Annotated in this window: 22 protein-coding genes and 1 other RNA gene; 20 read left to right on the top strand and 3 right to left on the bottom strand. The window is 36.4% G+C overall.

Annotated elements, in window-relative coordinates:
- Nucleotides 1-166 precede the first annotated feature (166 nt).
- The 3 genes from uvrA to FB551_RS07620 all read left to right on the top strand — a co-directional run bounded on the left by uvrA (nucleotide 167) and on the right by FB551_RS07620 (nucleotide 3,921).
- Entirely contained in the window at nucleotides 167-2,998 is a 2,832-nt protein-coding gene (gene uvrA, locus FB551_RS07630; RefSeq protein ID WP_142016501.1) for an excinuclease ABC subunit UvrA, read from the top strand.
- A 269-nt stretch (nucleotides 2,999-3,267) separates the two neighbouring features.
- A complete protein-coding gene (locus tag FB551_RS07625; protein WP_047429906.1) occupies nucleotides 3,268-3,672 on the top strand; it encodes a hypothetical protein in 405 nt (134 codons plus the stop codon).
- A 114-nt stretch (nucleotides 3,673-3,786) separates the two neighbouring features.
- Nucleotides 3,787-3,921 carry a bacteriocin-like protein gene (locus FB551_RS07620; protein WP_079241841.1) on the top strand — a complete coding sequence of 45 codons (135 nt, stop codon included), beginning with the start codon at nucleotides 3,787-3,789 and terminating at the stop codon, nucleotides 3,919-3,921.
- A gap of 31 nt (nucleotides 3,922-3,952) precedes the next feature.
- Here FB551_RS07620 and FB551_RS07615 read toward each other — a convergent pair whose 3' ends face one another.
- Entirely contained in the window at nucleotides 3,953-4,498 is a 546-nt protein-coding gene (locus FB551_RS07615) for a hypothetical protein (RefSeq protein WP_142016498.1), read from the bottom strand.
- A gap of 120 nt (nucleotides 4,499-4,618) precedes the next feature.
- On the opposite strand from FB551_RS07615, the gene FB551_RS07610 reads away from it, so the two are divergent.
- The 4 genes from FB551_RS07610 to FB551_RS07595 all read left to right on the top strand — a co-directional run bounded on the left by FB551_RS07610 (nucleotide 4,619) and on the right by FB551_RS07595 (nucleotide 6,419).
- Nucleotides 4,619-5,131 carry a DUF421 domain-containing protein gene (locus tag FB551_RS07610; protein WP_047429912.1) on the top strand — a complete coding sequence of 171 codons (513 nt, stop codon included), beginning with the start codon at nucleotides 4,619-4,621 and terminating at the stop codon, nucleotides 5,129-5,131.
- 5 nt (nucleotides 5,132-5,136) lie between these two features.
- Complete coding sequence (locus FB551_RS07605) at nucleotides 5,137-5,628, top strand: GNAT family N-acetyltransferase (protein ID WP_142016496.1); 492 nt, start codon at nucleotides 5,137-5,139, stop codon at nucleotides 5,626-5,628.
- A gap of 269 nt (nucleotides 5,629-5,897) precedes the next feature.
- Nucleotides 5,898-6,077 (top strand): hypothetical protein, encoded by a 180-nt coding sequence (locus tag FB551_RS07600; RefSeq protein ID WP_047429919.1) that lies wholly within the window; start codon nucleotides 5,898-5,900, stop codon nucleotides 6,075-6,077.
- Between the two features lie 114 nt (nucleotides 6,078-6,191).
- On the top strand, nucleotides 6,192-6,419 hold the full coding sequence (locus FB551_RS07595; protein ID WP_047433213.1) for a hypothetical protein: 228 nt from the start codon (nucleotides 6,192-6,194) through the stop codon (nucleotides 6,417-6,419).
- A 43-nt stretch (nucleotides 6,420-6,462) separates the two neighbouring features.
- Here FB551_RS07595 and FB551_RS07590 read toward each other — a convergent pair whose 3' ends face one another.
- The gene (locus tag FB551_RS07590; RefSeq protein ID WP_047429921.1) at nucleotides 6,463-6,777 is read right to left on the bottom strand and encodes a DUF4286 family protein; all 315 of its coding nucleotides are present in this window, start codon (nucleotides 6,775-6,777) and stop codon (nucleotides 6,463-6,465) included.
- Nucleotides 6,778-6,927: 150 nt separating this feature from the next.
- Between FB551_RS07590 and gyrA the strand changes: the two genes are divergently transcribed.
- From gyrA to FB551_RS07560, 6 genes are all read left to right on the top strand, one after another.
- A complete protein-coding gene (gene gyrA, locus FB551_RS07585) occupies nucleotides 6,928-9,537 on the top strand; it encodes a DNA gyrase subunit A (RefSeq protein WP_142016493.1) in 2,610 nt (869 codons plus the stop codon).
- Nucleotides 9,538-9,566: 29 nt separating this feature from the next.
- Nucleotides 9,567-10,601 carry a tetratricopeptide repeat protein gene (locus tag FB551_RS07580; RefSeq protein ID WP_047429927.1) on the top strand — a complete coding sequence of 345 codons (1,035 nt, stop codon included), beginning with the start codon at nucleotides 9,567-9,569 and terminating at the stop codon, nucleotides 10,599-10,601.
- 334 nt (nucleotides 10,602-10,935) lie between these two features.
- Entirely contained in the window at nucleotides 10,936-11,772 is an 837-nt protein-coding gene (locus FB551_RS07575; protein ID WP_047429929.1) for a 1,4-dihydroxy-2-naphthoyl-CoA synthase, read from the top strand.
- A gap of 74 nt (nucleotides 11,773-11,846) precedes the next feature.
- Nucleotides 11,847-12,776, top strand: coding sequence for a 1,4-dihydroxy-2-naphthoate octaprenyltransferase (menA, locus tag FB551_RS07570; protein WP_047429931.1), 930 nt, complete (start codon nucleotides 11,847-11,849; stop codon nucleotides 12,774-12,776).
- A 19-nt stretch (nucleotides 12,777-12,795) separates the two neighbouring features.
- Nucleotides 12,796-13,242, top strand: a complete 447-nt coding sequence (locus tag FB551_RS07565) for an SRPBCC family protein (RefSeq protein ID WP_142016491.1) — start codon at nucleotides 12,796-12,798, stop codon at nucleotides 13,240-13,242.
- A 114-nt stretch (nucleotides 13,243-13,356) separates the two neighbouring features.
- Nucleotides 13,357-14,043, top strand: coding sequence for a metal-dependent hydrolase (locus FB551_RS07560; protein ID WP_034697707.1), 687 nt, complete (start codon nucleotides 13,357-13,359; stop codon nucleotides 14,041-14,043).
- Nucleotides 14,044-14,160: 117 nt separating this feature from the next.
- On the opposite strand, the gene ffs is transcribed toward FB551_RS07560, so the two are convergent.
- Nucleotides 14,161-14,258: signal recognition particle sRNA small type (gene ffs / locus FB551_RS07555), an RNA gene on the bottom strand.
- Nucleotides 14,259-14,389: 131 nt separating this feature from the next.
- Here ffs and FB551_RS07550 point away from each other — a divergent pair.
- The 7 genes from FB551_RS07550 to FB551_RS07520 all read left to right on the top strand — a co-directional run bounded on the left by FB551_RS07550 (nucleotide 14,390) and on the right by FB551_RS07520 (nucleotide 21,436).
- Complete coding sequence (locus FB551_RS07550; protein WP_142016489.1) at nucleotides 14,390-14,992, top strand: DUF4199 domain-containing protein; 603 nt, start codon at nucleotides 14,390-14,392, stop codon at nucleotides 14,990-14,992.
- A gap of 16 nt (nucleotides 14,993-15,008) precedes the next feature.
- On the top strand, nucleotides 15,009-15,959 hold the full coding sequence (locus tag FB551_RS07545) for a glycosyltransferase family 2 protein (RefSeq protein WP_142016487.1): 951 nt from the start codon (nucleotides 15,009-15,011) through the stop codon (nucleotides 15,957-15,959).
- A gap of 214 nt (nucleotides 15,960-16,173) precedes the next feature.
- Nucleotides 16,174-16,563 carry a hypothetical protein gene (locus FB551_RS07540; RefSeq protein ID WP_142016484.1) on the top strand — a complete coding sequence of 130 codons (390 nt, stop codon included), beginning with the start codon at nucleotides 16,174-16,176 and terminating at the stop codon, nucleotides 16,561-16,563.
- A 187-nt stretch (nucleotides 16,564-16,750) separates the two neighbouring features.
- Nucleotides 16,751-17,452: a GIN domain-containing protein gene (locus FB551_RS07535; protein ID WP_142016481.1), complete on the top strand. Its 702-nt coding sequence runs from the start codon at nucleotides 16,751-16,753 to the stop codon at nucleotides 17,450-17,452.
- Nucleotides 17,453-17,515: 63 nt separating this feature from the next.
- Complete coding sequence (locus tag FB551_RS07530) at nucleotides 17,516-19,231, top strand: phospho-sugar mutase (protein ID WP_047429946.1); 1,716 nt, start codon at nucleotides 17,516-17,518, stop codon at nucleotides 19,229-19,231.
- Nucleotides 19,232-19,248: 17 nt separating this feature from the next.
- The gene (locus FB551_RS07525; RefSeq protein WP_052186944.1) at nucleotides 19,249-20,160 is read left to right on the top strand and encodes a hypothetical protein; all 912 of its coding nucleotides are present in this window, start codon (nucleotides 19,249-19,251) and stop codon (nucleotides 20,158-20,160) included.
- A 22-nt stretch (nucleotides 20,161-20,182) separates the two neighbouring features.
- Complete coding sequence (locus FB551_RS07520; protein WP_047429949.1) at nucleotides 20,183-21,436, top strand: pyridoxal phosphate-dependent aminotransferase; 1,254 nt, start codon at nucleotides 20,183-20,185, stop codon at nucleotides 21,434-21,436.
- Nucleotides 21,437-21,606: the final 170 nt, after the last annotated feature.

Below are 21,606 nucleotides of genomic sequence, written 5' to 3'. Positions count from 1 at the left end.
GCCAAAACATAATCACCCGGAACCATAATCCAACAATTTCCAATTTAATCCTTTAACAAAACCTGAGATTTTTTTATGAAACTTTTATCCCTTTTATATTCAAAAAAAGTCTATAAAATTTCGTATTTTTGCACGTTGTGATTTTCAGGCAAAGTCACTCCGAATTATGAGCAAATCAACAGAATATATAGAAGTTTACGGAGCACGTGAACACAACCTTAAAAATATTAATGTTAAAATTCCACGCAATGAATTGGTCGTTATTACCGGCCTTTCCGGAAGTGGAAAATCGTCATTGGCTTTCGATACTATTTTTGCAGAAGGCCAGCGTCGTTATATCGAAACATTCTCAGCCTATGCCCGTCAGTTTTTAGGTGGATTGGAGCGTCCCGATGTAGATAAAATTGAAGGACTTTCTCCGGTTATTGCTATCGAGCAGAAAACAACCAATAAAAACCCACGTTCTACGGTAGGAACAGTTACCGAGCTGTACGATTTTCTACGTCTTTTGTACGCAAGAGTTTCCGATGCTTACTCTTTGTCTACAGGACAGAAGTTGGTAAGCTATACCGAAGATCAGATCCTGGAAACCATCAAAGAAAATTATAAAAAAGAGAAAATCATGCTTTTGGCACCAGTGGTGCGTTCCAGAAAGGGACATTATCATGAGCTCTTTGTTCAGATGGCTAAAAAAGGTTACGGACAGGCAAGAATTGATGGTGAGCTGCAGGATATTGAGTATGATTTAAAACTTGACCGTTATAAAACCCACGATATCGATATTGTGATAGACCGTTGGATTATCGGAGAGAATGCTTCAGAAGGCAGAATGGAAAAATCATTGCGTACAGCAATGGAAATGGGTGAAGGAATCATAGGAATTCAGAAACTGGGAAGTACAGATATCGAATACTTTTCCAAAAACCTGATGGATGCTGAAACAGGGCACTCTCTGGCGCTGCCTGAACCGAATACATTCTCATTCAACTCTCCAAAAGGAAGCTGCCCTAATTGTAAAGGATTAGGAACCATTAAAAAAATCAATACGGATTATTTCATCGATAATCCAAAGTTATCCATTAATCAGGGAGGATTATTGCCGTTGGAAGATATTAAATCCAATAAATGGATTCTTTCCCAGATCAAAAATATCCTAGAGATCTTCGGATTGGGATTAACAACTCCTTTGCAGGATATTCCGGAAGAAGCACTGGATTATATCTACAACGGATGTCATAAAGAATTCAATAAAGACCTGAAATACGCAGGAATTACCAAGAAAATAAAGATTGGTTTCGATGGTTTGATTGCTTTTATGGAAGAAATTATCGATGAAAGAGAATCCTACGAAGCCATCTTACTGGAAAGACATTTCACCACAGAAGAAATTTGCCCGGAATGTCATGGAACCCGTCTTCAGCCTTCAAGCTTAAGTTTTAAAATTGACGGGAAGAATATTGCTGAAGTCAATGGTTTAAGCTTAGCAGATTTAAAAGACTGGTTAGCTGATGTTAAAGATAAATTCTCAGAAAAAAATAAAATCATTGCTCATGAGATCTTAAAAGAAATTGAAACCAGGCTTCAGTTTTTGCTGGATGTAGGGTTGGATTATTTAAGTCTGAGCAGAAGTTCAAAAACCCTTTCGGGAGGAGAATCACAGAGAATTCGTCTGGCAACACAGATCGGATCACAATTGGTCAATGTATTGTATATCCTTGATGAACCAAGTATCGGGCTTCACCAGAGAGATAACGAAAGGCTGATCCATTCCCTGAAAAACCTGAGAGACATTGGAAACTCTGTATTGGTGGTAGAGCATGATAAAGACATGATACTTGAAGCCGATGAGGTGCTGGATATTGGTCCGAGAGCAGGAAAATTCGGTGGAGAAATCCTTTGGCAGGGAAAACCAAAAGACCTGTTGAAAGCAGATACCATCACGGCTCAATATATCAATGGAAAAAGAAAAATTGCAATTCCTGAAGAAAGAAGAGCAGGAAGCGGTAAAAATATTGTTTTAAAAGGAGCTACAGGGAACAACCTTAAAAACGTAACCCTGGATATTCCTCTTGGAAAACTGGTTGTAGTAACCGGAATTTCAGGAAGTGGAAAATCTTCATTGATTAACGGAACATTGTATCCAATCCTTAACAAGCATTTCTACAGAGCGGTTCAGGAACCGTTACCATACAAAAAAATTGAAGGATTAGAGAATATTGATAAAATTGTAGATGTAGACCAGACTCCAATCGGAAGAACGCCACGTTCTAATCCTGCAACCTATACCGGAATGTTTACTGATATCAGAAACCTTTTTGCTGAACTTCCAGAAAGTAAGATCCGTGGATATAAGCCGGGAAGATTCTCTTTCAATGTAAAAGGCGGAAGATGTGAAACCTGTCAGGGTGGAGGATTGAAAGTAATCGAAATGAATTTCCTTCCGGATGTATACGTACACTGCGAAACCTGCAACGGAAAACGTTTCAACAGAGAAACCCTGGAAGTCCGTTACAAAGGAAAATCAATCTCTGACGTATTGGATATGACGATTGATGAGGCTGTAGATTTCTTCCAGCCAATTCCTAAGATTTTTGCAAAAGTGAAAACATTACAGGATGTAGGTTTGGGATATATTACCCTTGGGCAGCAATCGACAACCCTTTCCGGAGGTGAAGCGCAACGTATCAAGTTAGCAACCGAATTATCAAAAAGACAAACCGGAAATACCCTTTATATTCTTGATGAACCAACAACAGGATTGCATTTCGAAGACGTAAAAATCCTGATGGATGCCATCAATCAATTGGTAGAACTTGGAAACTCGTTCATTATCATCGAGCATAATATGGATGTCATCAAATTAGCAGACCATATCATCGACGTTGGACCGGAAGGAGGAAAGCATGGTGGACAGATTGTAGCACAGGGAACTCCTGAGGAAATTGTGAAGTCTAAGAAAAGTTTGACTGGGAAGTTCTTGAAGAGGGAACTGGAATAAGTATTCATAAAAGGATAGAGCATTTTTAAAATAAAAAATCGAGATAATTATTGGCTAAACTCATCAGGTTTAGCCTTTTTTATGCTTAAAATTACCCTCCAATATTAAATTTTCAATTATTTTTAAAATTTATAACACTGATAATCAGTTAATTAATCTTGAATGTTAACTCAATGTTAACTGAATGTAAAATTAATATGAATTATTTTTAATAACTTTGGTTAAGAGATACAAAAATAGGTTAGTATAATATTTAAAACCAGTTAGTTATGAAAAATAGAATTCAAATATTGATAGCTTCACTTTTCGTTTGCGGATTTGCTGCTGTTTTGAACACTGCTAAAGCTCAAACTACAGATCATAATACCATTCAGGAAATTCAGTTGAACAGGAGTGAAACTTTTAACGATATCAGAAATAAATTAGAAGCCAATTTTGACCTTACCAACCCTGATTACAAACAGGGAACCGTAAACTCTGTGGTGAAATTTGATATTGCAAAAAATGGGAAGATCGTTAATGTACATTCCACTGGTGATTGTAAAACTGTAAGTAAAGAAATTGAAACAGTATTAAGTGATCTTGATTACAAAGTAGACCGCAAAAAACTAACTGATAATATGGTTGCGTATACTTACGTAATGCCTGTAACAGTAGAGATTCACAGCAGATAGTATTTATTGCATATTATTCAATAATGTGTGAATAATGAAAACTTATCAGTTCAAGTTGTAATAAACAATAGAGTATAAGATTTTAATTTTGGGCTACCATAAAATTAAAACTATATGAAAAATTTAAAGAAGCTGACAAAGTCAGATTTGAAGTCAGTGTACGGAGGAGCACCTGTAAAATACTGTACGTTTTGCGAGTGGGCAAATAAAGTAATTTGCAGCGACGTTCCAATCGTTCAGTGCCCGTAAAAAATAAAGCCGCTTACAAAAAGCGGCTTTTCTATTGTTGTGTACTCTTAACAAATTCTGTTAATTTTGCTCTAAGATCATTAGAATTTCCTATTGTATCAAAAGTAATATTATCAACTCTCCATCCTTCATCTGTATTGGTGAGATTTACTGTATCCATCCATGTTACCTTAGGGGAAGCCATATTGTATTCAAAAGCTACCAATGCCTCAGCAGTTTTATCCTGTATTTTGACAGATTTGATCTTATAATCTGTAAATCCTTCATACAGGCTGGAAAACATAGCGCCTTCAAAAATTAAAGGTTTTTCATCAGGATGATCACTATTCTTTACCTTTTCAATATCAGCCTTTGATGCACTTATTGCCTCGTCTAAAACTTTTTTTAAATTCTGAGAAAATAAAGTATCCGGAATGGGTTGGTTATAAATAGCTTCGTTAGATTTTCCATATTGCGTATAAAGCTCATTAACTTTTTCGGTGATGGCCGCCTCCGAAGACGCAGCAGACTGAGGCTCGCTCTTCTTGCAGGATACAAAGAACAGGAATATTACTAAACAGAGAAATAATTTTTTCATGAGACATTAATTTTTGTGGTATTTGTCAGAACTTCAGGCTCAAAATGTATACCAAAATCTGTCCATAAAATATTTTTTACAAATCACAAAAATCGATACATTTGAGTAGATAAAAAAATTGTGGATCCTATTCTTAACGTTGCTGTCCGTTCCCTCTGCGTTTACCTTTTTATGGTAATTGCCATCCGTTTATTTGGTAAAAATCAGCTTTCTCAGCTCAATGCAGGAGATGTAGTATTACTGCTGTTAATTTCAAATGCTGTCCAGAATGCGATGGTAGGCCCTGACACCTCTCTCCAAGGCGGAATTATTGCGGCATTGGTTTTGTTTGTTGCTAATTTTATTTTGAAAAGAATTATGTTTTCCAGTCGCTCCTTTCAGACTTTCATGGAAGATGAACCTGTTATTTTGATCAGAGATGGGATTGCAGATCAGGCAGCCCTGAATCGCGTAAAGATTACGGAAAGTGAATTAGAAGAAGCGATAAGAGAACATGGAATTGAAAACATAAATAATGTAAAGCTTTCCGTTCTTGAAGTGGATGGAAATATCAGTGTCGTTTCTCAGGATGAGAAGAGTAAACAGACTCATTATTCAAGGATTAAAAGAAAAATTAAAAGAAAATACAATTAAATACGATGAATTACGAACTAAGAGAAATGCTTCCCAGTGATGAAGCCAGGGTTCTTGAAATTTTCCGCCAGGGAATAGACGGTGGAATTTCCACTTTTGAAACAGAAGTTCCAACTGCTGAAGCCTGGAGTATGGGATATTTCAACGACTGCCGCTGGGTTTTGGAAAATGAGAATAATGAAGTTGTAGGATGGTGTGCCTTAAAACCCGTCAGCAAAAGAGAATGTTATAAAGGAGTTGCAGAAGTAAGCATTTATTTTGATAATGAATACCAGGGAAAGGGATTGGGTTCCGTATTGCTTAAAAAATTGATTTTGGACAGCGAGGATCATGGATTCTGGACATTGCAGACCAATATCTTCTCTGAAAATGAAACTTCTATCAAATTTCACCAGAAAAATGGTTTCAGAATAGTAGGCGTTCGTAAAAAAATCGGAAAGCTCAACGGAGAATGGAAAGATCTTATCCTTATGGAAAAAAGAAGCGAAAACGTCTAGAGAATTATAAATGATGAATGATGAATGATGAATGATGAATGATGAATGATGAATGATGAATAGGTATGATAAGCACACTGATCTCCATTCCAAAATTCACTATTGACTTGCGAAGCAAATTGACCATTGACAATAAAAGGCTGTATATTGAAACCTTAAACCTTAAACCTTAAACCTTAAACCTTAAACCTTAAACCTTAAACTTTAAATTTTGAACTTTGAATTTTTGGCATTACCATTGTTATATTAAAAGTGAAAAAGTAGAAATAATGAAAAATTTAATTAAAGTTACAGGAGTCCTTATTGTGATGTTTATGCTGTCATCATGTGTAGTTCATGACAATGGACATCGTGTGAAAACAGTTCCGCCAGGGCAGGCTAAGAAAGTGTTTGGTGGAAGTGCAAAGGATTATGCTCCCGGGCAGGTGAAAAAAAGAAGCGGTAATTAACAATATTCAAAATAAAAAATTAGCAGCCAGTTTTAACATACATTAGCTTAATTTCAATTTCTTTTGGCATTAACATTGATATATTTCGCTAACGAAATTGAAAAAGTGAAAATAATGAAAAGTATGTTTAAAATGGCTGGGGTAGCTGTGGTAGTAATAATGCTGTCTTCTTGTGTGGTACACGATCATCACGGAAGAAGAATGCCTCCGGGCCATGCAAAAAGGTATTATGGCGGAAGTGCGAGGTACTACGCACCAGGCCAGGTAAAGAAAGTGTATATTTATGACGATCGCGGGCATCATCACAAAGGTAAGGGCCGTGGTCATGGACATCACAGATAAAAAGAAAAGCACTGATTTTTTTCAGTGCTTTTTTTATGATCAGTTATAATCTCGATTTTTTGGGATTAAGGAAGGTATTGAAAACCATTACTTCCTGCCCGAACTTCTTCTCGATTCTTTCGGAAATATTCAAAAGTTCGCTTTGAATAAAATCTTCCCTTACTTCATTATTATCAAAAATTAAAAGGAGATTATAATTTTTACCTTCTTCAATAAAGTCACTGTGCACTTCAGAAAGAATATATTTGTTGACATCCAGCAGGTTTTCAGTCATTAAAACCAGTGTTTCATCAATATAATTTTCCCATTCTTCCAGGTTATCTTTCGTGCAGTGGAAAGTTATACTTAATACGCTCATATTTTTATGAATTTTTAAGATTTTTTTGGATAAATTCTACAGCAAAAATCGGCATTTTTTTCGTAAATTAGCCCGTTAATAAAAATTGGAAATAAATAATTTTCAGACTTACAGCTAAGGGTCTGAATATCATTACAATAAAATTTGTTTATGCAAAAAGAAGGAGAAAGACTGATTCCTATCAACATTGTTGATGAAATGAAGTCGTCTTATATCGATTATTCGATGTCCGTTATCGTTTCAAGAGCGTTGCCGGATGTAAGAGATGGCTTGAAACCCGTTCATAGAAGAGTACTTTATGGTATGTATGGATTAGGGGTATTTTCTAACAGAAAGTATTTAAAATCTGCGAGAATTGTTGGGGATGTATTAGGTAAATATCACCCGCATGGAGATTCCTCTGTATATGATGCTATGGTAAGAATGGCACAGGATTGGAGCTTACGTTATCCTCAGGTAGACGGACAAGGTAACTTCGGTTCTATGGATGGTGATCCGCCTGCAGCAATGCGTTATACCGAGGCAAGATTGAAAAAAATCTCTGATGAGGTTCTTTCAGACCTAGACAAAGAAACAGTTGATTTTCAGAATAACTTCGATGATAGTTTACAGGAACCAACCGTAATGCCAACTAAAGTTCCGAACCTTTTGGTTAATGGTACTTCCGGTATTGCAGTAGGTATGGCAACCAATATGGCGCCCCATAACCTGTCAGAATCTGTAGATGCAATCTGTGCTTATATCGATAATAAAGAAATTACGATTGACGAACTGATGCAGCACATTATTGCGCCGGATTTCCCTACAGGTGGTATCATCTATGGATATGACGGAGTAAGAGATGCTTTCCATACAGGAAGAGGTAGAGTGGTTTTAAGAGCGAAAGTTAACTTTGATGAGATCGGAAACAGAAACGCTATTATCGTTACTGAAATCCCTTATCAGGTGAACAAAGCGGAAATGATCGCCAGAACAGCAGAGCTTGTTAAAGACGAAAAAATCCCTGGAATCCACGAAATCAGAGACGAATCGGATAGAAAAGGACTTCGTGTGGTTTACGAATTGAAAAATGACGCAATCCCGAATGTAGTTCTTAACCTATTATATAAATATACAGCACTTCAGACTTCTTTCAGTGTTAATAATATTGCATTGGTACACGGAAGACCGGAGCAGCTGAACCTTAAAGATATCATTCACCACTTTGTAGAACACAGACATGAGGTAATCGTAAGAAGAACTCAGTTTGAACTTAAAAAAGCAAAGGAAAGAGCACACATTCTTGAAGGATTCATGAAAGTGATCGGAACTCAGGATTCCCTGGATAGAGCCATCTCTATTATCCGTCACAGTGCCAACCCTCAGGCTGCAAAAGAAGGCTTGATCGAGGCATTTGAACTTTCAGATATTCAGGCTCAGGCAATTCTGGATCTTAGATTAGCTCGTCTTACAGGAATGGAGCTTGATAAGATCCGCGATGAGTACGATGCAATCATGAAAGAAATTGCAAATCTTGAAGACATCTTAGCCAATGAGCCAAGAAGATTCCAGATTATCAAAGATGAATTGATCGAAATCAAAGAAAAATACGGAGACGAAAGAAGAACTGAAATTGATTATTCAGGAGGAGAAATGTCTATCGAAGATATTATCCCGAATGAATCTGTAGTTCTTACAATCTCTCACGCAGGATACATCAAGAGAACTTCGCTTTCAGAATATAAAATTCAAAGTAGAGGAGGTGTAGGAAACAAAGCAGCAACAACAAGGGATTCCGACTTCCTTGAGTATATTGTTTCTGCAACCAACCACCAGTACATGTTATTCTTTACAGAAAAAGGAAGATGTTATTGGCTAAGAGTATTTGAAATTCCTGAAGGCTCCAAAACAGCAAAAGGAAGAGCAGTACAAAACCTTATCAACATTGAACCGGATGATAAGATTAAAGCTTATATCAGAACAAACAATCTTAAGGATTCCGAATATGTAAATCAAATGAGCGTTGTGATGGTAACCAAAAACGGTACTATCAAGAAAACATCATTAGAAGCGTATTCAAGACCAAGAGTAAATGGAGTAAATGCTATCGAGATCAGAGATAATGACCAGTTATTAGGAGCTTATCTTACCAATGGAACATCTCAGATCATGATTGCTACTAAAAATGGTAAATGTATCCGTTTCCCTGAAGAGAAAGTAAGAGAAGTAGGTAGAGGATCTATCGGGGTAAGAGGTATCTTGCTTGAAGATGGTGACGAAGCTATTGGTATGATTGTTGTGAACGATGTAGAGAACGAAACAGTACTTGTAGTATCTGAGAAAGGATACGGAAAGAGAACTGCAGTAGAAGACTACAGAATTACCAACAGAGGAGGAAAAGGAGTTATTACCCTGAACATTACTGAAAAAACAGGAAACCTTATCGCTATTCAAAATGTAACAGACGAAGACGGATTAATGATTATCAACAAATCCGGTGTTGCCATCAGAATGGGAATGGACGAAATGAGAGTAATGGGTAGAAATACTCAGGGAGTAAAACTGATCAACCTTAAGAAAAATGACGAAATTGCAGCCATTGCAAAAGTAGAAATGGATAAAGATGTAGAAGAAGATTCTGAAGAACTTGAAGAAACAGAAGAAACAGAAGAAGGAGTTGTAGGATCGCTATTTGATAACCAGGAAAATGACAATGTAACACCTCAGGCTGGAAATGAAAACCCGGCAGAGGAGAATGAGAATTCTGATTCTGAAGAATAAATTGTACAATTAAATATAGAATAGTTATTATGAAGAAACTAATTTTAGGAATGGCTATCGTGGCGTCTGCTTTTGTTTTCGCGCAAAAAGATGCAAATGCTCTGAATGCAAAGCTTCAGGAAGCCAACAAAGCAGCTATGGCTGCCTATGATGCAAAAAATTATGCAGCAGCAGCACCTAAGTTTATTGAAGTTTATGACTTATTAAAATCCAGCGGTCAGGACAATAAAATATATATGTATTATGCAGGACTTAGCCACGCGTTAGCTAATAACAGTGACCAGTCTATCAAAATATATACAGATCTTGTGAATTCAGGATTTACAGGTGTAGAAACCACTTATACAGCAAAAGAAAAGAAAAGTGGCCAGGTTGTGAATTTTGATAAAGCAACCTGGGAGGTGATGAAGAAAAATTCAGACTATACTGATTTCAAAACTGAACAATCTAAAAGTATAGAGACTGATTTGTATGAAACATTGGTTTCATTACTTCTGAATGCTAAAAAAGCTAATGAAGCACTTGTGATTATTGATAAGGGATTAGCTAAATTCCCGAACAATGCCAAGCTTAAAGAAGCTCAGACTACTGCATATCTTCAGTCAGGAAACACAGAAAAATTTGTTGCAGGATTGAAGGAACAATTGGCGAAAAATCCAAATGATGCAGTAAGCTGGTTTAATTTAGGGGTAATGCAGAGTAAAAAACCTGAAACGGTTGCAGATGCTTTAGAAGCATTCAAGAAAGCAATCGAATTAAAACCTGATTTTGCTGACGCTTACCAAAATTTGGTATATACTACGATTGGTGATGACTCTAAAGTAGTGGCAGATATTAATGCATTGAGAAAAGATAAGCCAGACGAGGCATCTAAATTAATCGATGCAAGAAGAGAAAGATTTGCTAAAGCATTACCATTTGCAGAAGGATGGTATAAAGTAGCACCAAAAAATATTGAAGCTGTTACTGCGTTAAAAGAAATTTATGTAGTAACTAAAAACGTAGATAAAGTTAAAGAAATGAAAGCTAAAGAAGCTGAACTTACAGCTGCTGGAGCAAAATAATCATTTTTAACAACAACAGATACGAAAACCGGAACAGCAATGTTCCGGTTTTTATTTTAAACAGAAGGCGTTGACGTAGAGTCTTATCCGGATTTTATGTCTCATAAAGGAACTTTTGATCTGTTATGGTTTTTAAGCTAGATTCTGTAAACCTAACAGGTTTTTAAAACCTGTTAGGTTTAATCGGTTAACAGCTCTGTTATACAGTTTCTGTTGAAAATTCTTCATGTCAAATTCATCTGTTCAAAATTTCTGTTTTTTATCGTGATGAACCTTAAATTTCAACCTGAGAAATTCTCTGTAATTCCGTATCTTTGAGAAAAATTTTTATAAGATGATCGAGTGGAAAACCGCCAAGGAATACGAAGATATTACCTATAAAAAATCTAACGGAGTAGCAAGAATTGCTTTCAACAGACCTGAGGTGCGCAATGCTTTCAGACCTAAAACAACTTCAGAATTATACGATGCTTTTTATGATGCCTATGAAGATCCTTCAATAGGGGTTGTATTGCTTTCTGGAGAAGGACCTAGCCCTAAAGATGGAGGCTGGGCATTTTGTAGTGGAGGAGATCAGAAAGCCAGAGGACACCAGGGATATGTAGGAGAAGACGGAAGACATCGTTTGAACATCCTTGAAGTTCAGCGTCTCATCCGTTTCATGCCGAAAGTAGTGATCGCAGTGGTTCCGGGATGGGCAGTTGGTGGAGGACACTCACTTCACGTAGTATGTGACCTTACTTTAGCAAGTGAAGAACATGCTATTTTCAAGCAGACAGATGCTGATGTTACCAGTTTTGATGGTGGTTACGGTTCTGCTTACCTTGCTAAGATGGTAGGCCAGAAAAAAGCCCGTGAGATTTTCTTTTTAGGAAGAAATTATTCCGCTCAGGAAGCTTTCGAAATGGGAATGGTCAATAAAGTAGTTCCTCATGCAGAATTAGAAGATACTGCTTATGAATGGGCACAAGAAATTTTAGGAAAATCTCCAATGTCTATCAGAATGCTGAAATTCGCCATGAACCTTACAGACGATGGTATGGTAGGACAGCAGGTTTTCGCGGGAGAAGCAACCCGTCTTGCCTATATGACAGAAGAAGCTCAGGAAGGAAGAAATGCATTTCTTGAAAAAAGAAAACCTAACTTCGGAGAAGATCAATGGATATCATAACATTAGTAATGGGTAATAAGTAATGAATAATATCTTTTATTACTTATTACCCATTGCTCATTACTTATAAATATATGACTGATTGGATAAAAGCCGCAAGGCTAAGAACTTTACCGCTTTCCTTAAGCGGAATTATTATGGGTGCTTTCATTGCAAAATGGAGGCTCTACGGAGAAGGGGGAACGTGGGACTGGAAAATCCTTGCACTCGCTCTTTTGGTTACGCTTTTATACCAGATTTTATCAAATTATGCCAATGATTACGGTGATGGAGTGAAAGGAACCGATGCCAAAAGAATCAATGAAGCAGAAGCAAGAGCTGTAGCATCAGGGAAAATTACAGCAAAACAGATGAAAACAGCAGTAATTCTTTTTGCCGCTTTATCTTTCATTGCTACCATCGCTTTGTTGTACGTTGCTTTCATTCCCAATTATATGAATGAATTCTATATCTTCATAGGATTAGGAGTAGCAAGTATCCTTGCAGCTATTGGATATACGGTAGGTAAAAAACCTTACGGTTATATGGGCTTAGGAGATATCTTTGTGTTTATCTTCTTTGGATTGGTTTCTGTATGTGGAAGCTATTTCTTATTTACAAAAACATTCAGCTGGGATATATTATTGCCTGGTACAGCTGTCGGAATGATGAGTATGGCCGTTCTTAACCTGAACAATATGAGAGATATCGAAAGTGACAGACTATCAGGGAAAAACAGCTTTGCATTAAGAATCGGATTCAAAAATGCAATGATCTATGAAATGGTTCTGCTGCAGCTTCCGTTATTGCTTATCCTTGTATTTTTAGGAATGAATGGATTTATGCAACAGCAAAACTATTACGTTTTCATTGTAATGATTCTGTTATTTCCACTATCCAAGCTGAGAAGAAAGATTCTATCTGTAAAAGAACCGAAAGAATTAGATCAATATTTGAAGCAGGTAGGAATCATGACTTTTGTAATGGCTGTTCTTACGGCAGTGGGGCTTAACTTATTTAAATAATTTTTAAAATAAAACACTTATGAATTCCAATGTCTATGTTGAAGCTCAAATGCTTATCAGAAAACCCGTTGAAGATGTTTTTGAAGCATTTATCAATCCTGAAATAACAACGAATTTCTGGTTTACCAAATCTACCGGAAAATTAGAAGAAGGTAAGACAGTTACCTGGGAATGGGAAATGTACGGCGTAAAAAACGTGGTGAAAGTTCATCAGATTATTCCGAACCAGCTGATCAGTACAGAATGGGGAGAGCCCTCAACCAACGTAGACTACGAATTCAAAACCATGGAAAAAGGAACTCTTGTTATCATTAAAAGCTATGGATTCAGCCAGACCGGCGAAGACCTGTTAAAAGTAATTAATGACAATACAGGAGGCTTTACAACGGTTTTAGACGGTTGTAAAGCGTATCTGGAACATGGGATTAATCTCAGGCTGATTGAAGATAAATTCCCACAGAAATAATAAATTAAAAAACACAGATGGCACGAATGCTTTCACGAATATCACTCTTTATTGTGCTGTTTGTGAAATGATTTGAGTCATTTGTGTTTAATAATAATTGAAATTAAATTTAAAATGAAAATACAATTCTTAGGGCAAAATTGTTTCCTGTTCACGTACAAGGACAAAACAATTCTGAGCGACCCTTTTTACAACTACAAAAAAGCAGAATCAGGTTTTGATATTGCTGCTCAAAAAATCGACTATATCCTGTTGACCCATGCCCATGGTGATCATATTGCAGATGTAGCAGAGGTGCTGCAGCATTATCCGGAAGCTACCATTATTGGAGTTCCTGAAGTATGCGGTTATTTCCAGCAGGCTAAAAACAGAGACGATGTGAACTTAGGAGGATCGGCAAAAATCGACGATCTTAAAATTTCCATGGTTCCGGCTCACCATACAAGTTCTTTTCCGGATGGAAGCTACGGAGGCGTTCCTGTAGGGTATATCTTCAGACTCCCTGAAGGTAAAAACATTTATCTGGCAGGTGATACAGGAGTAATGGCTGATATGGAGCTGTTTCCAAGACTTTACGGAAACATTGATCTATCGATCCTTCCCATCGGAAGCCACTACACCATGTGTCCTAGAAAAGCTTCTTTTGCAGCAGCAGAGCTATTGAAAACTCCAAAAGTAATCGGATGTCATTTTGATACTTTCCCTGCCATTGAAATTAATCATGAAAGTGCATTACAGCATTTTGCAGATAAAAATGTAGAACTTGTTTTACCAAAACTGGGGGAGACCTTCGAATTTTAATCAATAACTGAACCGGAGGTAATCTGAAAATTAGAAAAATGGAAATGATGCATAAGGTATTAAAAACAAAAAAAGATAATTATCAAATTACCTCTCTTCTTACTTTAAAACAAAAAAAAATGGCAAGCTACCTAAATCACACCGCTACGACCGATTACCTTTGCTGCGTTCCCACCCTGGAGGATTCTCAGGAGCTGGTTGTTTAGGACTTGCCGTTGCAAAGGTAGGAATATTTTATAAACTTCAAAACTTTATTAAAGAAAATTAGTCGAAAAAATGCAGTGGTAAAGCTAAACGCCTGACATTTAGAGGGAAAATTTTTCAACTTTTTTCTAAAAATTTAAATATGACGAAAAGTCCATCAACACTAGGAATTATACTTTTTATTGCTACAATGATCGTTTTCTTTGTAGTATATACTTTTTTTTCAGGAGTCAATTATTTTGATATCTCCCTGAAAGCCAATGCTTTTGTTTTACCTCTTTTATATGCCGGAGTTGCTTTCTGGTCTGTAAAATCGTTTTGGAACAACCACAGAGTAGTAAAATTCAAAGAAGCTTTCAAAAGAGCATTTGTTCCGATGTTCATCGGAGGAATTCTTTCCATTTTCAGTATTTATGCGTTTTTAACCTTTGTAGATCCTGCAGCTAAAAGCCTGCTGAACTATCAATATGTACAGAGACAAAAATCAGAACTGGATACAGAATATACCTCTGCAAGAAAAATTCTCAAGCATCAGAAAGATATTGATGAGCTGGATCAGAAATACAAGGAAAGACTGCAAAGCTTCACTCCTGAGGCAGTTAAAGGAAAAGACATGCTTACTGCAAGTCATTTTTCAGGATATTTTGCAGCAATTCTTATATTTTACGTAGTTTTGTCGGTGTTTTTCGGAGCATTTTTCAGAACAAGAACAATACATCAGCCCGAAGAAACCAATCAAGCCTAATTTTTATTAAAATTAAATGAATTTATCTATAGTTATTCCGTTACTGAACGAAGAAGACTCTTTGGAAGAACTTTTTTCAAGAATTGATAAAGTGTGTACAACCAGTAATTTATCTTATGAAATCTGGTTTGTAGACGACGGAAGTACGGATTTGTCGTGGAGCATTATTGAGAATATGAAAGTTCAGTATCCTCAGATCCACGCTATTAAATTTTCCAGAAATTATGGAAAATCCCAGGCACTTCATGCTGCCTTTGAAAGAACAAACGGTGATGTAGTGATTACAATGGATGCTGATTTACAGGATTTCCCGGAAGAAATTCCGGAACTGTATAATATGGTAATTCATGATAATTATGATATCGTTTCCGGTTGGAAAAAGAAGCGTTTTGATAATGTAATGACGAAAAATATTCCGTCAAAATTATTCAATGCAGCAGCAAGAAAAGTTTCAGGAGTTTATCTTCACGATTTCAACTGTGGTCTGAAAGCCTATAAAAGACAGGTGGTAAAATCGGTTGATGTGTACGGAGATATGCACCGTTATATCCCGGTATTGGCTGCCAATGCGGGTTTCAGAAGAATTACCGAAAAAGAAGTGCAGCACCAGGCAAGACCTTACGGAACTTCAAAATTCGGAACAGAAAGATTTGTAAGAGGTTTTCTGGATTTGATAACGCTTTGGTTTGTAAGTCGTTTTGGAGGAAGGCCAATGCATTTCTTCGGAGCAGTAGGAACTTTAATGTTTATCGTCGGTTTCCTTTCAGCACTTTGGCTGGGAATCTCTAAACTGATTGATGTGGCAAGAGGAATCTACGGACATTTAATCACCAATAATCCATGGTTCTTTATCGCATTAACCATGATGATTATGGGAACACTTCTCTTTATCGCAGGATTCTTGGGAGAAATGATCATCAGAACCAATCGTGAGCACAAGAACTATAATATCGACGAAGTGATATAAATTCAGAGGGGTATTCAGTTAAACATACTGAAAATAATCTGTTAATGTAAATCTTTAGTCGATGTATGACCATTCCCATCCTCTGGAGAGGTGGCGAAAATTCAAAGAATTTTTGACGGGGTGGTTAAGCTAAATAATCACTCCAATTTCAATACATAAAAAGCACTCTGTCAACAGGGTGCTTTTTTGTAATTTTATAAAAACTTTTAACTTAATGTTTAAAACCCAACCCATACTTTTTTGTTTTCTTTTATTATTAATGGCTTCATGTTCATCCAATAAACTTTCCGGTTCATGGGAGTTTATTGATATTTATGATGGTGAAATTCGTAATACGGATACGTTGAAAAATAAAACAAACAATTCCAGATACGGAACAGGAGTTCTGACATTTTATCGGGATAAAACATTCAGCTCAATGGGGAACAGCGGAATTTATCAGGTAGATAGTAACCTGTTGAAAATGAAGTATAATGATAACGAAAATGTAACCCCAATGAAAATTTCCAGCGTAAGTAAAAACTATCTGCTTTTATTTTCAATGGCAGGAAGTCCTAAAACCTGGTTTTATAAAAAAGTAAAAGAAAAAACGAATAAGAAATAGCTTTAGGAAAAGCAAAAAATTGAAAATTATCAGGTATTTTATTGTCAAAAGACAAAGATTTTTAGAAATTTTAATCCTATTTTTGTTCAAAGTAATATTGAAAGTCCTGTAAGAAGCATGAAAAGGGCTTTAAGAGATTTTCAGTAAAAATCATTACGATTATAATATAGAATATTTGAAATTACATATGAAAAAAATTGTATACACATTGATGCTGGTGGCAGTAGTTTCCTGTGGAAAAGTTTCTCCAAAAGGAAATATTGAAAAGAAAGATGTGGATGTTTCGGAGTTCGTAAACCTTGATCTGGAAGGAAAATTCCGAGTATTTTATGCTAAAGGTCCAAAGAATTTTGTAGAAATAGAAACCTATCCGAATGTGGCAGGTAATCTGGATGTGGATGTAAAAGACAAAACACTTTTCATCAAAGAAAAAAGAGGTACAAAAGGTGTAGATTTTTATAATGTAACGATTTATTCAAAATATAACCTTGAAAAAGTAGCTGTTTCAGATTCTGTTGAAGTGAACATTTCAAGTGAAATCAAAACAGACAATTTCAGACTCAGTATGAAAAATAATGCAAGTTTCATGGGATCTGTCAACACCAGAAGAGCAGAAGTGGAAATGCAGAACAGAAGCCGTGCTAATTTTCTTGGATTGTCAAAAGAAGCTGTTATAAAAATCTCAGATACAGCAAGTTTAATTGCTCCTTACTGGAAAATAACCAACCTGAATATTGATTCTAAAAACGGGAATTATGCAGAAGTAAATGTAAAAGATTCGTTAAAAGGACATATTCAGAACACCGCAAAATTTGTCTATTATAACGATCCGATCAGGGCGTTTAAAATTGATAAAACGACGAAAGTTGAAAACAAAAAACTGGATTAAAAACAGTGTTATTTAAATTAGAAACTAAGAACTTTACAAATTATAAAAGAACAACATATAAATATGAATACACTAGAAAAAGCGAAACTTTGGTTAAGTGATACCTTCGATAAAGAAACGAGAGATGCTGTACAGACGTTGATCGATAGCAATTCCCCAGATCTGGAAGATTCTTTCTACAGAGAACTGGAATTTGGGACAGGAGGAATGCGTGGGATAATGGGAGTAGGAACCAACCGCTTGAATAAATATACATTAGGACAGGCTACCCAGGGATTGGCAAACTACATGTTACAGCAATTCAAAGGAGAAGAAATTAAAGTGGCCATCGCTTATGATGTTCGTAATAACTCAAAAGAATTCGGGAAACTGGTAGCAGATGTTTTGACGGCAAACGGAATTAAAGTATTGCTTTTCAAAGATCACAGACCGACTCCTGAATTGTCTTTCACAGTACGTGACAAAAAATGTAATGGAGGAATCGTGTTAACAGCTTCTCACAATCCGCCGGAATATAATGGTTATAAAGTATATTGGAATGATGGAGCACAGATTGTTCCACCTAATGATGAAGCCATTATCAATGAAGTATATTCTGTAAAATTTGAAGAAATTAAATTCAACGGAAATGATGATCTGATCGAATGGATCGGAGAGGAGCAGGATGATGTGTATATTGATGCATGTATTGAAAACTCTACCTATCAGAATGTTGGTAAAGAAAATTTGAATATTGTTTTCACCTCTATCCATGGAACAACCTATACAACTGTTCCCAAAGCCCTTGAAAAAGCAGGATTCAAAAAAGTGGATCTTGTGAGAGAACAAATGATCCCAAGCGGAAATTTCCCAACAGTAGACTCTCCAAACCCGGAGGAGCCTGCAGCACTGGAAATGGCAATGGATCTGGCAAGAATTACCAATGCAGATATCGTGATCGGAACAGATCCGGACGGAGACAGATTAGGTATTGCAGTAAGAAATCTTGACGGTGAAATGCAATTACTGAACGGTAACCAAACCAACACAATCCTTACTTACTACATCCTGAATGAATGGAGAAAACAGGAAAGAATTACCGGAAAAGAATTCATTGGTTCTACGATCGTAACTTCAGATATCTTCTTTGATATTGCACAGAAATTTGGGGTAGAATGCAAAGTAGGTCTTACCGGATTCAAATGGATTGGAAAAATGATCCGTGAAGCAGAAGGAACTCAGAAATTTGTATGTGGTGGTGAGGAAAGTTTCGGATTTATGACCGGAGATTTCGTTCGTGATAAAGACTCTTGTGGAAGTATTCTTTTAGCTTGTGAAATTGCAGCCTGGTGCAAAGCCAACGGAAAAACAATGTACCAGTACATGATTGAGATCTATGAGGATCTTGGAATGTATTACGAAGGATTAATCAATATCGTAAGAAAAGGAAAAGAAGGCGCTGAAGAAATTCAGAATATGATGAAAAACTTCCGTGAAAACCCTCCAAAAGAGCTGGCGGGATCATTAGTAGAAGAAGTAAAGGATTTCAAAGAACAGACAAGCCTTACCGTTTCTACCAACGAGAAAAAAGTAATGAATGATATTCCCAAATCTAACGTATTGATCTATTACACCCAGGATGGAACAAAAGTATGCGTAAGACCTTCAGGAACAGAGCCAAAAATCAAGTTCTATGTTTCAGTGAAGGATTCCATTACTTCAGAAGCAGATTTCAGAGACAAATTAAAATCATTGGAAGCTAAAATAGGGGCCGTTAAAACAGATTTGAAGCTGGATTAATACTCTGAAAACAGCAGATGATAAAAAAAATTATAGCAATATGCATACTCTCTGCAGCTGTAGTTTCCTGTAAAAAGGAAACTGCAGTTTCAGAAGTAAAACAGGTAAACGATTCGATTGTTCAGACTGAATCCAGAGAAGATCAGTATAAACCAATAGACACAACCTGTTCATCTACCAGCAAAACGGAAGATTACATCACATCTCTTCAGTGGTACCGCACCAAAATTGAAAAAGAGATGGCTGGAAACAGTCCGGAGCAGAATGACAAAGTATACGAAGATTATTTAAAAATAAGAGGAAAGTATACAGAGTGTCTGATGAACCTTCATACTGATGTTCTGGATAAATATGTGAATTATTATAATTACGATAAGGATCAGTACAACTTGCCGGACAATGTTAAAAAAATAGCTTCGGAATTGAAGAAAGCAGGTCTTGAGTTCAGGGAAGTAGGAGAAGGAATGACTGAAATATGGACCATTCCGGGATATTATTCATCCTTGTTTAAGAATAAAGTAACTCCTGATTATGAAGTCTATATTTCACAGACTGATAAAGAAAGTGAATCCAATTATGCAGCTGATGCTGGATTAATAATTAGCTGGGAACAGCTGGGAGACAGGCTTATGTTCTGGGAAAACTTTATGAACAAATACCCTGAGAGCAATCTTATAAAGGCTGTCAGACAGGACTATAAAATATATTTGTCTGATTATCTTTTGGGAATGGATAACACGCCAACCTATGAAAGAGACATGGACAAAGGAACCGGAAAACTAAATGATGAAAACAGAGCGGAATTCAACAGGATGATCAAAAAATATCCGAATTCCTATACAGCCAAAAAAGCAAAAGAGATCATGACTCTTTTTGATGCACAAACACCGGTAGATCAAATAGATGAGAAGATTCATGGAGAACGATAATATAAATTTAAAATAAGAAAAAGTGAAAGTTTCAAAATTAGCAGCGAACCTGATCGGTTCTGAAATTGTAAAAATTGGTAACGAAGTAAATGATCTAAAAGCAAAAGGAGCGGAAATTGCCAATCTTACTATTGGTGATCTGAATTCTAATATCTATCCTATTCCAGCATTACTGAAGGAAGAGATTCAGAAAGCATATCAGAATAATCTGACAAACTATCCGCCTGCCAACGGACTTTTATCTTTAAGAAAAGAAGTTTCCAAAGACCTGAAAAAAAGATGGAATCTTGATTATTCTCCAGAAGATATTTTGATTACTGCAGGATCAAGACCATTGATCTATGCTGTATACAAAACAATTGTAGACGAAGGAGATAAAGTTGTGTATCCTACACCATCATGGAACAACAATCACTATGCTTATCTTACTTCTGCCAACGCTGTAGAAGTGAAAACAAAACCAGAAACCAACTTTCTTCCAACTGCAGATGATTTAAGACCGCATTTGGATGGAGCAGTATTGTTAGCTTTATGTTCTCCATTGAACCCTACAGGAACCATGTTTACAAAAGAACAGCTTTCTGAGATCTGCGAACTGGTGATCGCTGAAAACAAAAAAAGAGGAGCAGATGAAAAACCGTTATACCTAATGTATGACCAGATCTATTCTTGCCTTACTTTTGGGGCTGAGCATGTAGATCCGGTTTCTCTTTTCCCTGAAATGAAAGATTATACAATCTATATCGACGGTATTTCAAAATGCCTTGCAGCAACAGGAGTACGTGTAGGATGGGGATTCGGGCCTTCACATATTCTGGACAAAATGAAAGCGCTTCTTACCCACGTTGGAGCATGGGCACCAAAACCAGAGCAGGAAGCAACCGCTAAATTCTATGAAAATTCAGAAAATGTAGATACTTTCGTTGAGGATTTTAAAGGTAAACTTGAAGAAAGCTTAAAAGTTCTTCACAACGGAGTTCAGGATCTAAAAGGAAAAGGACTTTCAGTGGACAGCATTGAACCAATGGGAGCTCTTTACCTTACTATTAAATTAGACTATATTGGAAAAACAAAACCAGATGGAACAGTCATTGAAAACTCTTCAGACCTGGTATTTTACCTGATTAATGACGCAGGAGTGGCTTTAGTACCATTCTCAGCTTTCGGAGAAGAAAAATCAGAACCTTGGTTCCGTGCTTCTGTAGGAGGATTGGCTGTAGATGAGATCAAAGTAATGCTTCCAAAACTGGAAAGTGCTTTGAACAATTTAAAGTAGTCTTCACATAAAAACATATGCTTCGACTCTGTCCGGCATGACATCATTAAACCCAGAATAAGTATTAATGTGTCACGCTGAGCAGAGTCGAAGCGTTTTTTTATCAAATAGTTAAATTAAAGTTACATTTACTTTTCAAAAAATTAAATAAATATTAAAAGTTAAATAAT

The sequence above is a fragment of the Chryseobacterium aquifrigidense genome (assembly GCF_006716485.1).
Taxonomy (GTDB): Bacteria; Bacteroidota; Bacteroidia; order Flavobacteriales; family Weeksellaceae; genus Chryseobacterium; species Chryseobacterium vietnamense.
The sequence above is the reverse complement of the archived record's forward strand: the minus strand, read 5'-3'. Positions and strand labels throughout refer to the sequence as shown.

Coding starts and splice junctions, on each gene's coding strand:
- FB551_RS07590 (WP_047429921.1), bottom strand. CDS start 6,777: ATGAGCGTATTAAGTATAACTTTCCACTGCACGAAAGATAACCTGGAA.
- FB551_RS07580 (WP_047429927.1), top strand. CDS start 9,567: ATGAAGAAACTAATTTTAGGAATGGCTATCGTGGCGTCTGCTTTTGTT.
- FB551_RS07595 (WP_047433213.1), top strand. CDS start 6,192: ATGAAAAGTATGTTTAAAATGGCTGGGGTAGCTGTGGTAGTAATAATG.
- menA (WP_047429931.1), top strand. CDS start 11,847: ATGACTGATTGGATAAAAGCCGCAAGGCTAAGAACTTTACCGCTTTCC.
- FB551_RS07560 (WP_034697707.1), top strand. CDS start 13,357: ATGAAAATACAATTCTTAGGGCAAAATTGTTTCCTGTTCACGTACAAG.
- uvrA (WP_142016501.1), top strand. CDS start 167: ATGAGCAAATCAACAGAATATATAGAAGTTTACGGAGCACGTGAACAC.
- FB551_RS07550 (WP_142016489.1), top strand. CDS start 14,390: ATGACGAAAAGTCCATCAACACTAGGAATTATACTTTTTATTGCTACA.
- FB551_RS07605 (WP_142016496.1), top strand. CDS start 5,137: ATGAATTACGAACTAAGAGAAATGCTTCCCAGTGATGAAGCCAGGGTT.
- FB551_RS07600 (WP_047429919.1), top strand. CDS start 5,898: ATGAAAAATTTAATTAAAGTTACAGGAGTCCTTATTGTGATGTTTATG.
- FB551_RS07530 (WP_047429946.1), top strand. CDS start 17,516: ATGAATACACTAGAAAAAGCGAAACTTTGGTTAAGTGATACCTTCGAT.
- FB551_RS07625 (WP_047429906.1), top strand. CDS start 3,268: ATGAAAAATAGAATTCAAATATTGATAGCTTCACTTTTCGTTTGCGGA.
- FB551_RS07540 (WP_142016484.1), top strand. CDS start 16,174: ATGTTTAAAACCCAACCCATACTTTTTTGTTTTCTTTTATTATTAATG.
- FB551_RS07615 (WP_142016498.1), bottom strand. CDS start 4,498: ATGAAAAAATTATTTCTCTGTTTAGTAATATTCCTGTTCTTTGTATCC.
- FB551_RS07525 (WP_052186944.1), top strand. CDS start 19,249: ATGATAAAAAAAATTATAGCAATATGCATACTCTCTGCAGCTGTAGTT.
- FB551_RS07545 (WP_142016487.1), top strand. CDS start 15,009: ATGAATTTATCTATAGTTATTCCGTTACTGAACGAAGAAGACTCTTTG.
- gyrA (WP_142016493.1), top strand. CDS start 6,928: ATGCAAAAAGAAGGAGAAAGACTGATTCCTATCAACATTGTTGATGAA.
- FB551_RS07620 (WP_079241841.1), top strand. CDS start 3,787: ATGAAAAATTTAAAGAAGCTGACAAAGTCAGATTTGAAGTCAGTGTAC.
- FB551_RS07565 (WP_142016491.1), top strand. CDS start 12,796: ATGAATTCCAATGTCTATGTTGAAGCTCAAATGCTTATCAGAAAACCC.
- FB551_RS07575 (WP_047429929.1), top strand. CDS start 10,936: ATGATCGAGTGGAAAACCGCCAAGGAATACGAAGATATTACCTATAAA.
- FB551_RS07535 (WP_142016481.1), top strand. CDS start 16,751: ATGAAAAAAATTGTATACACATTGATGCTGGTGGCAGTAGTTTCCTGT.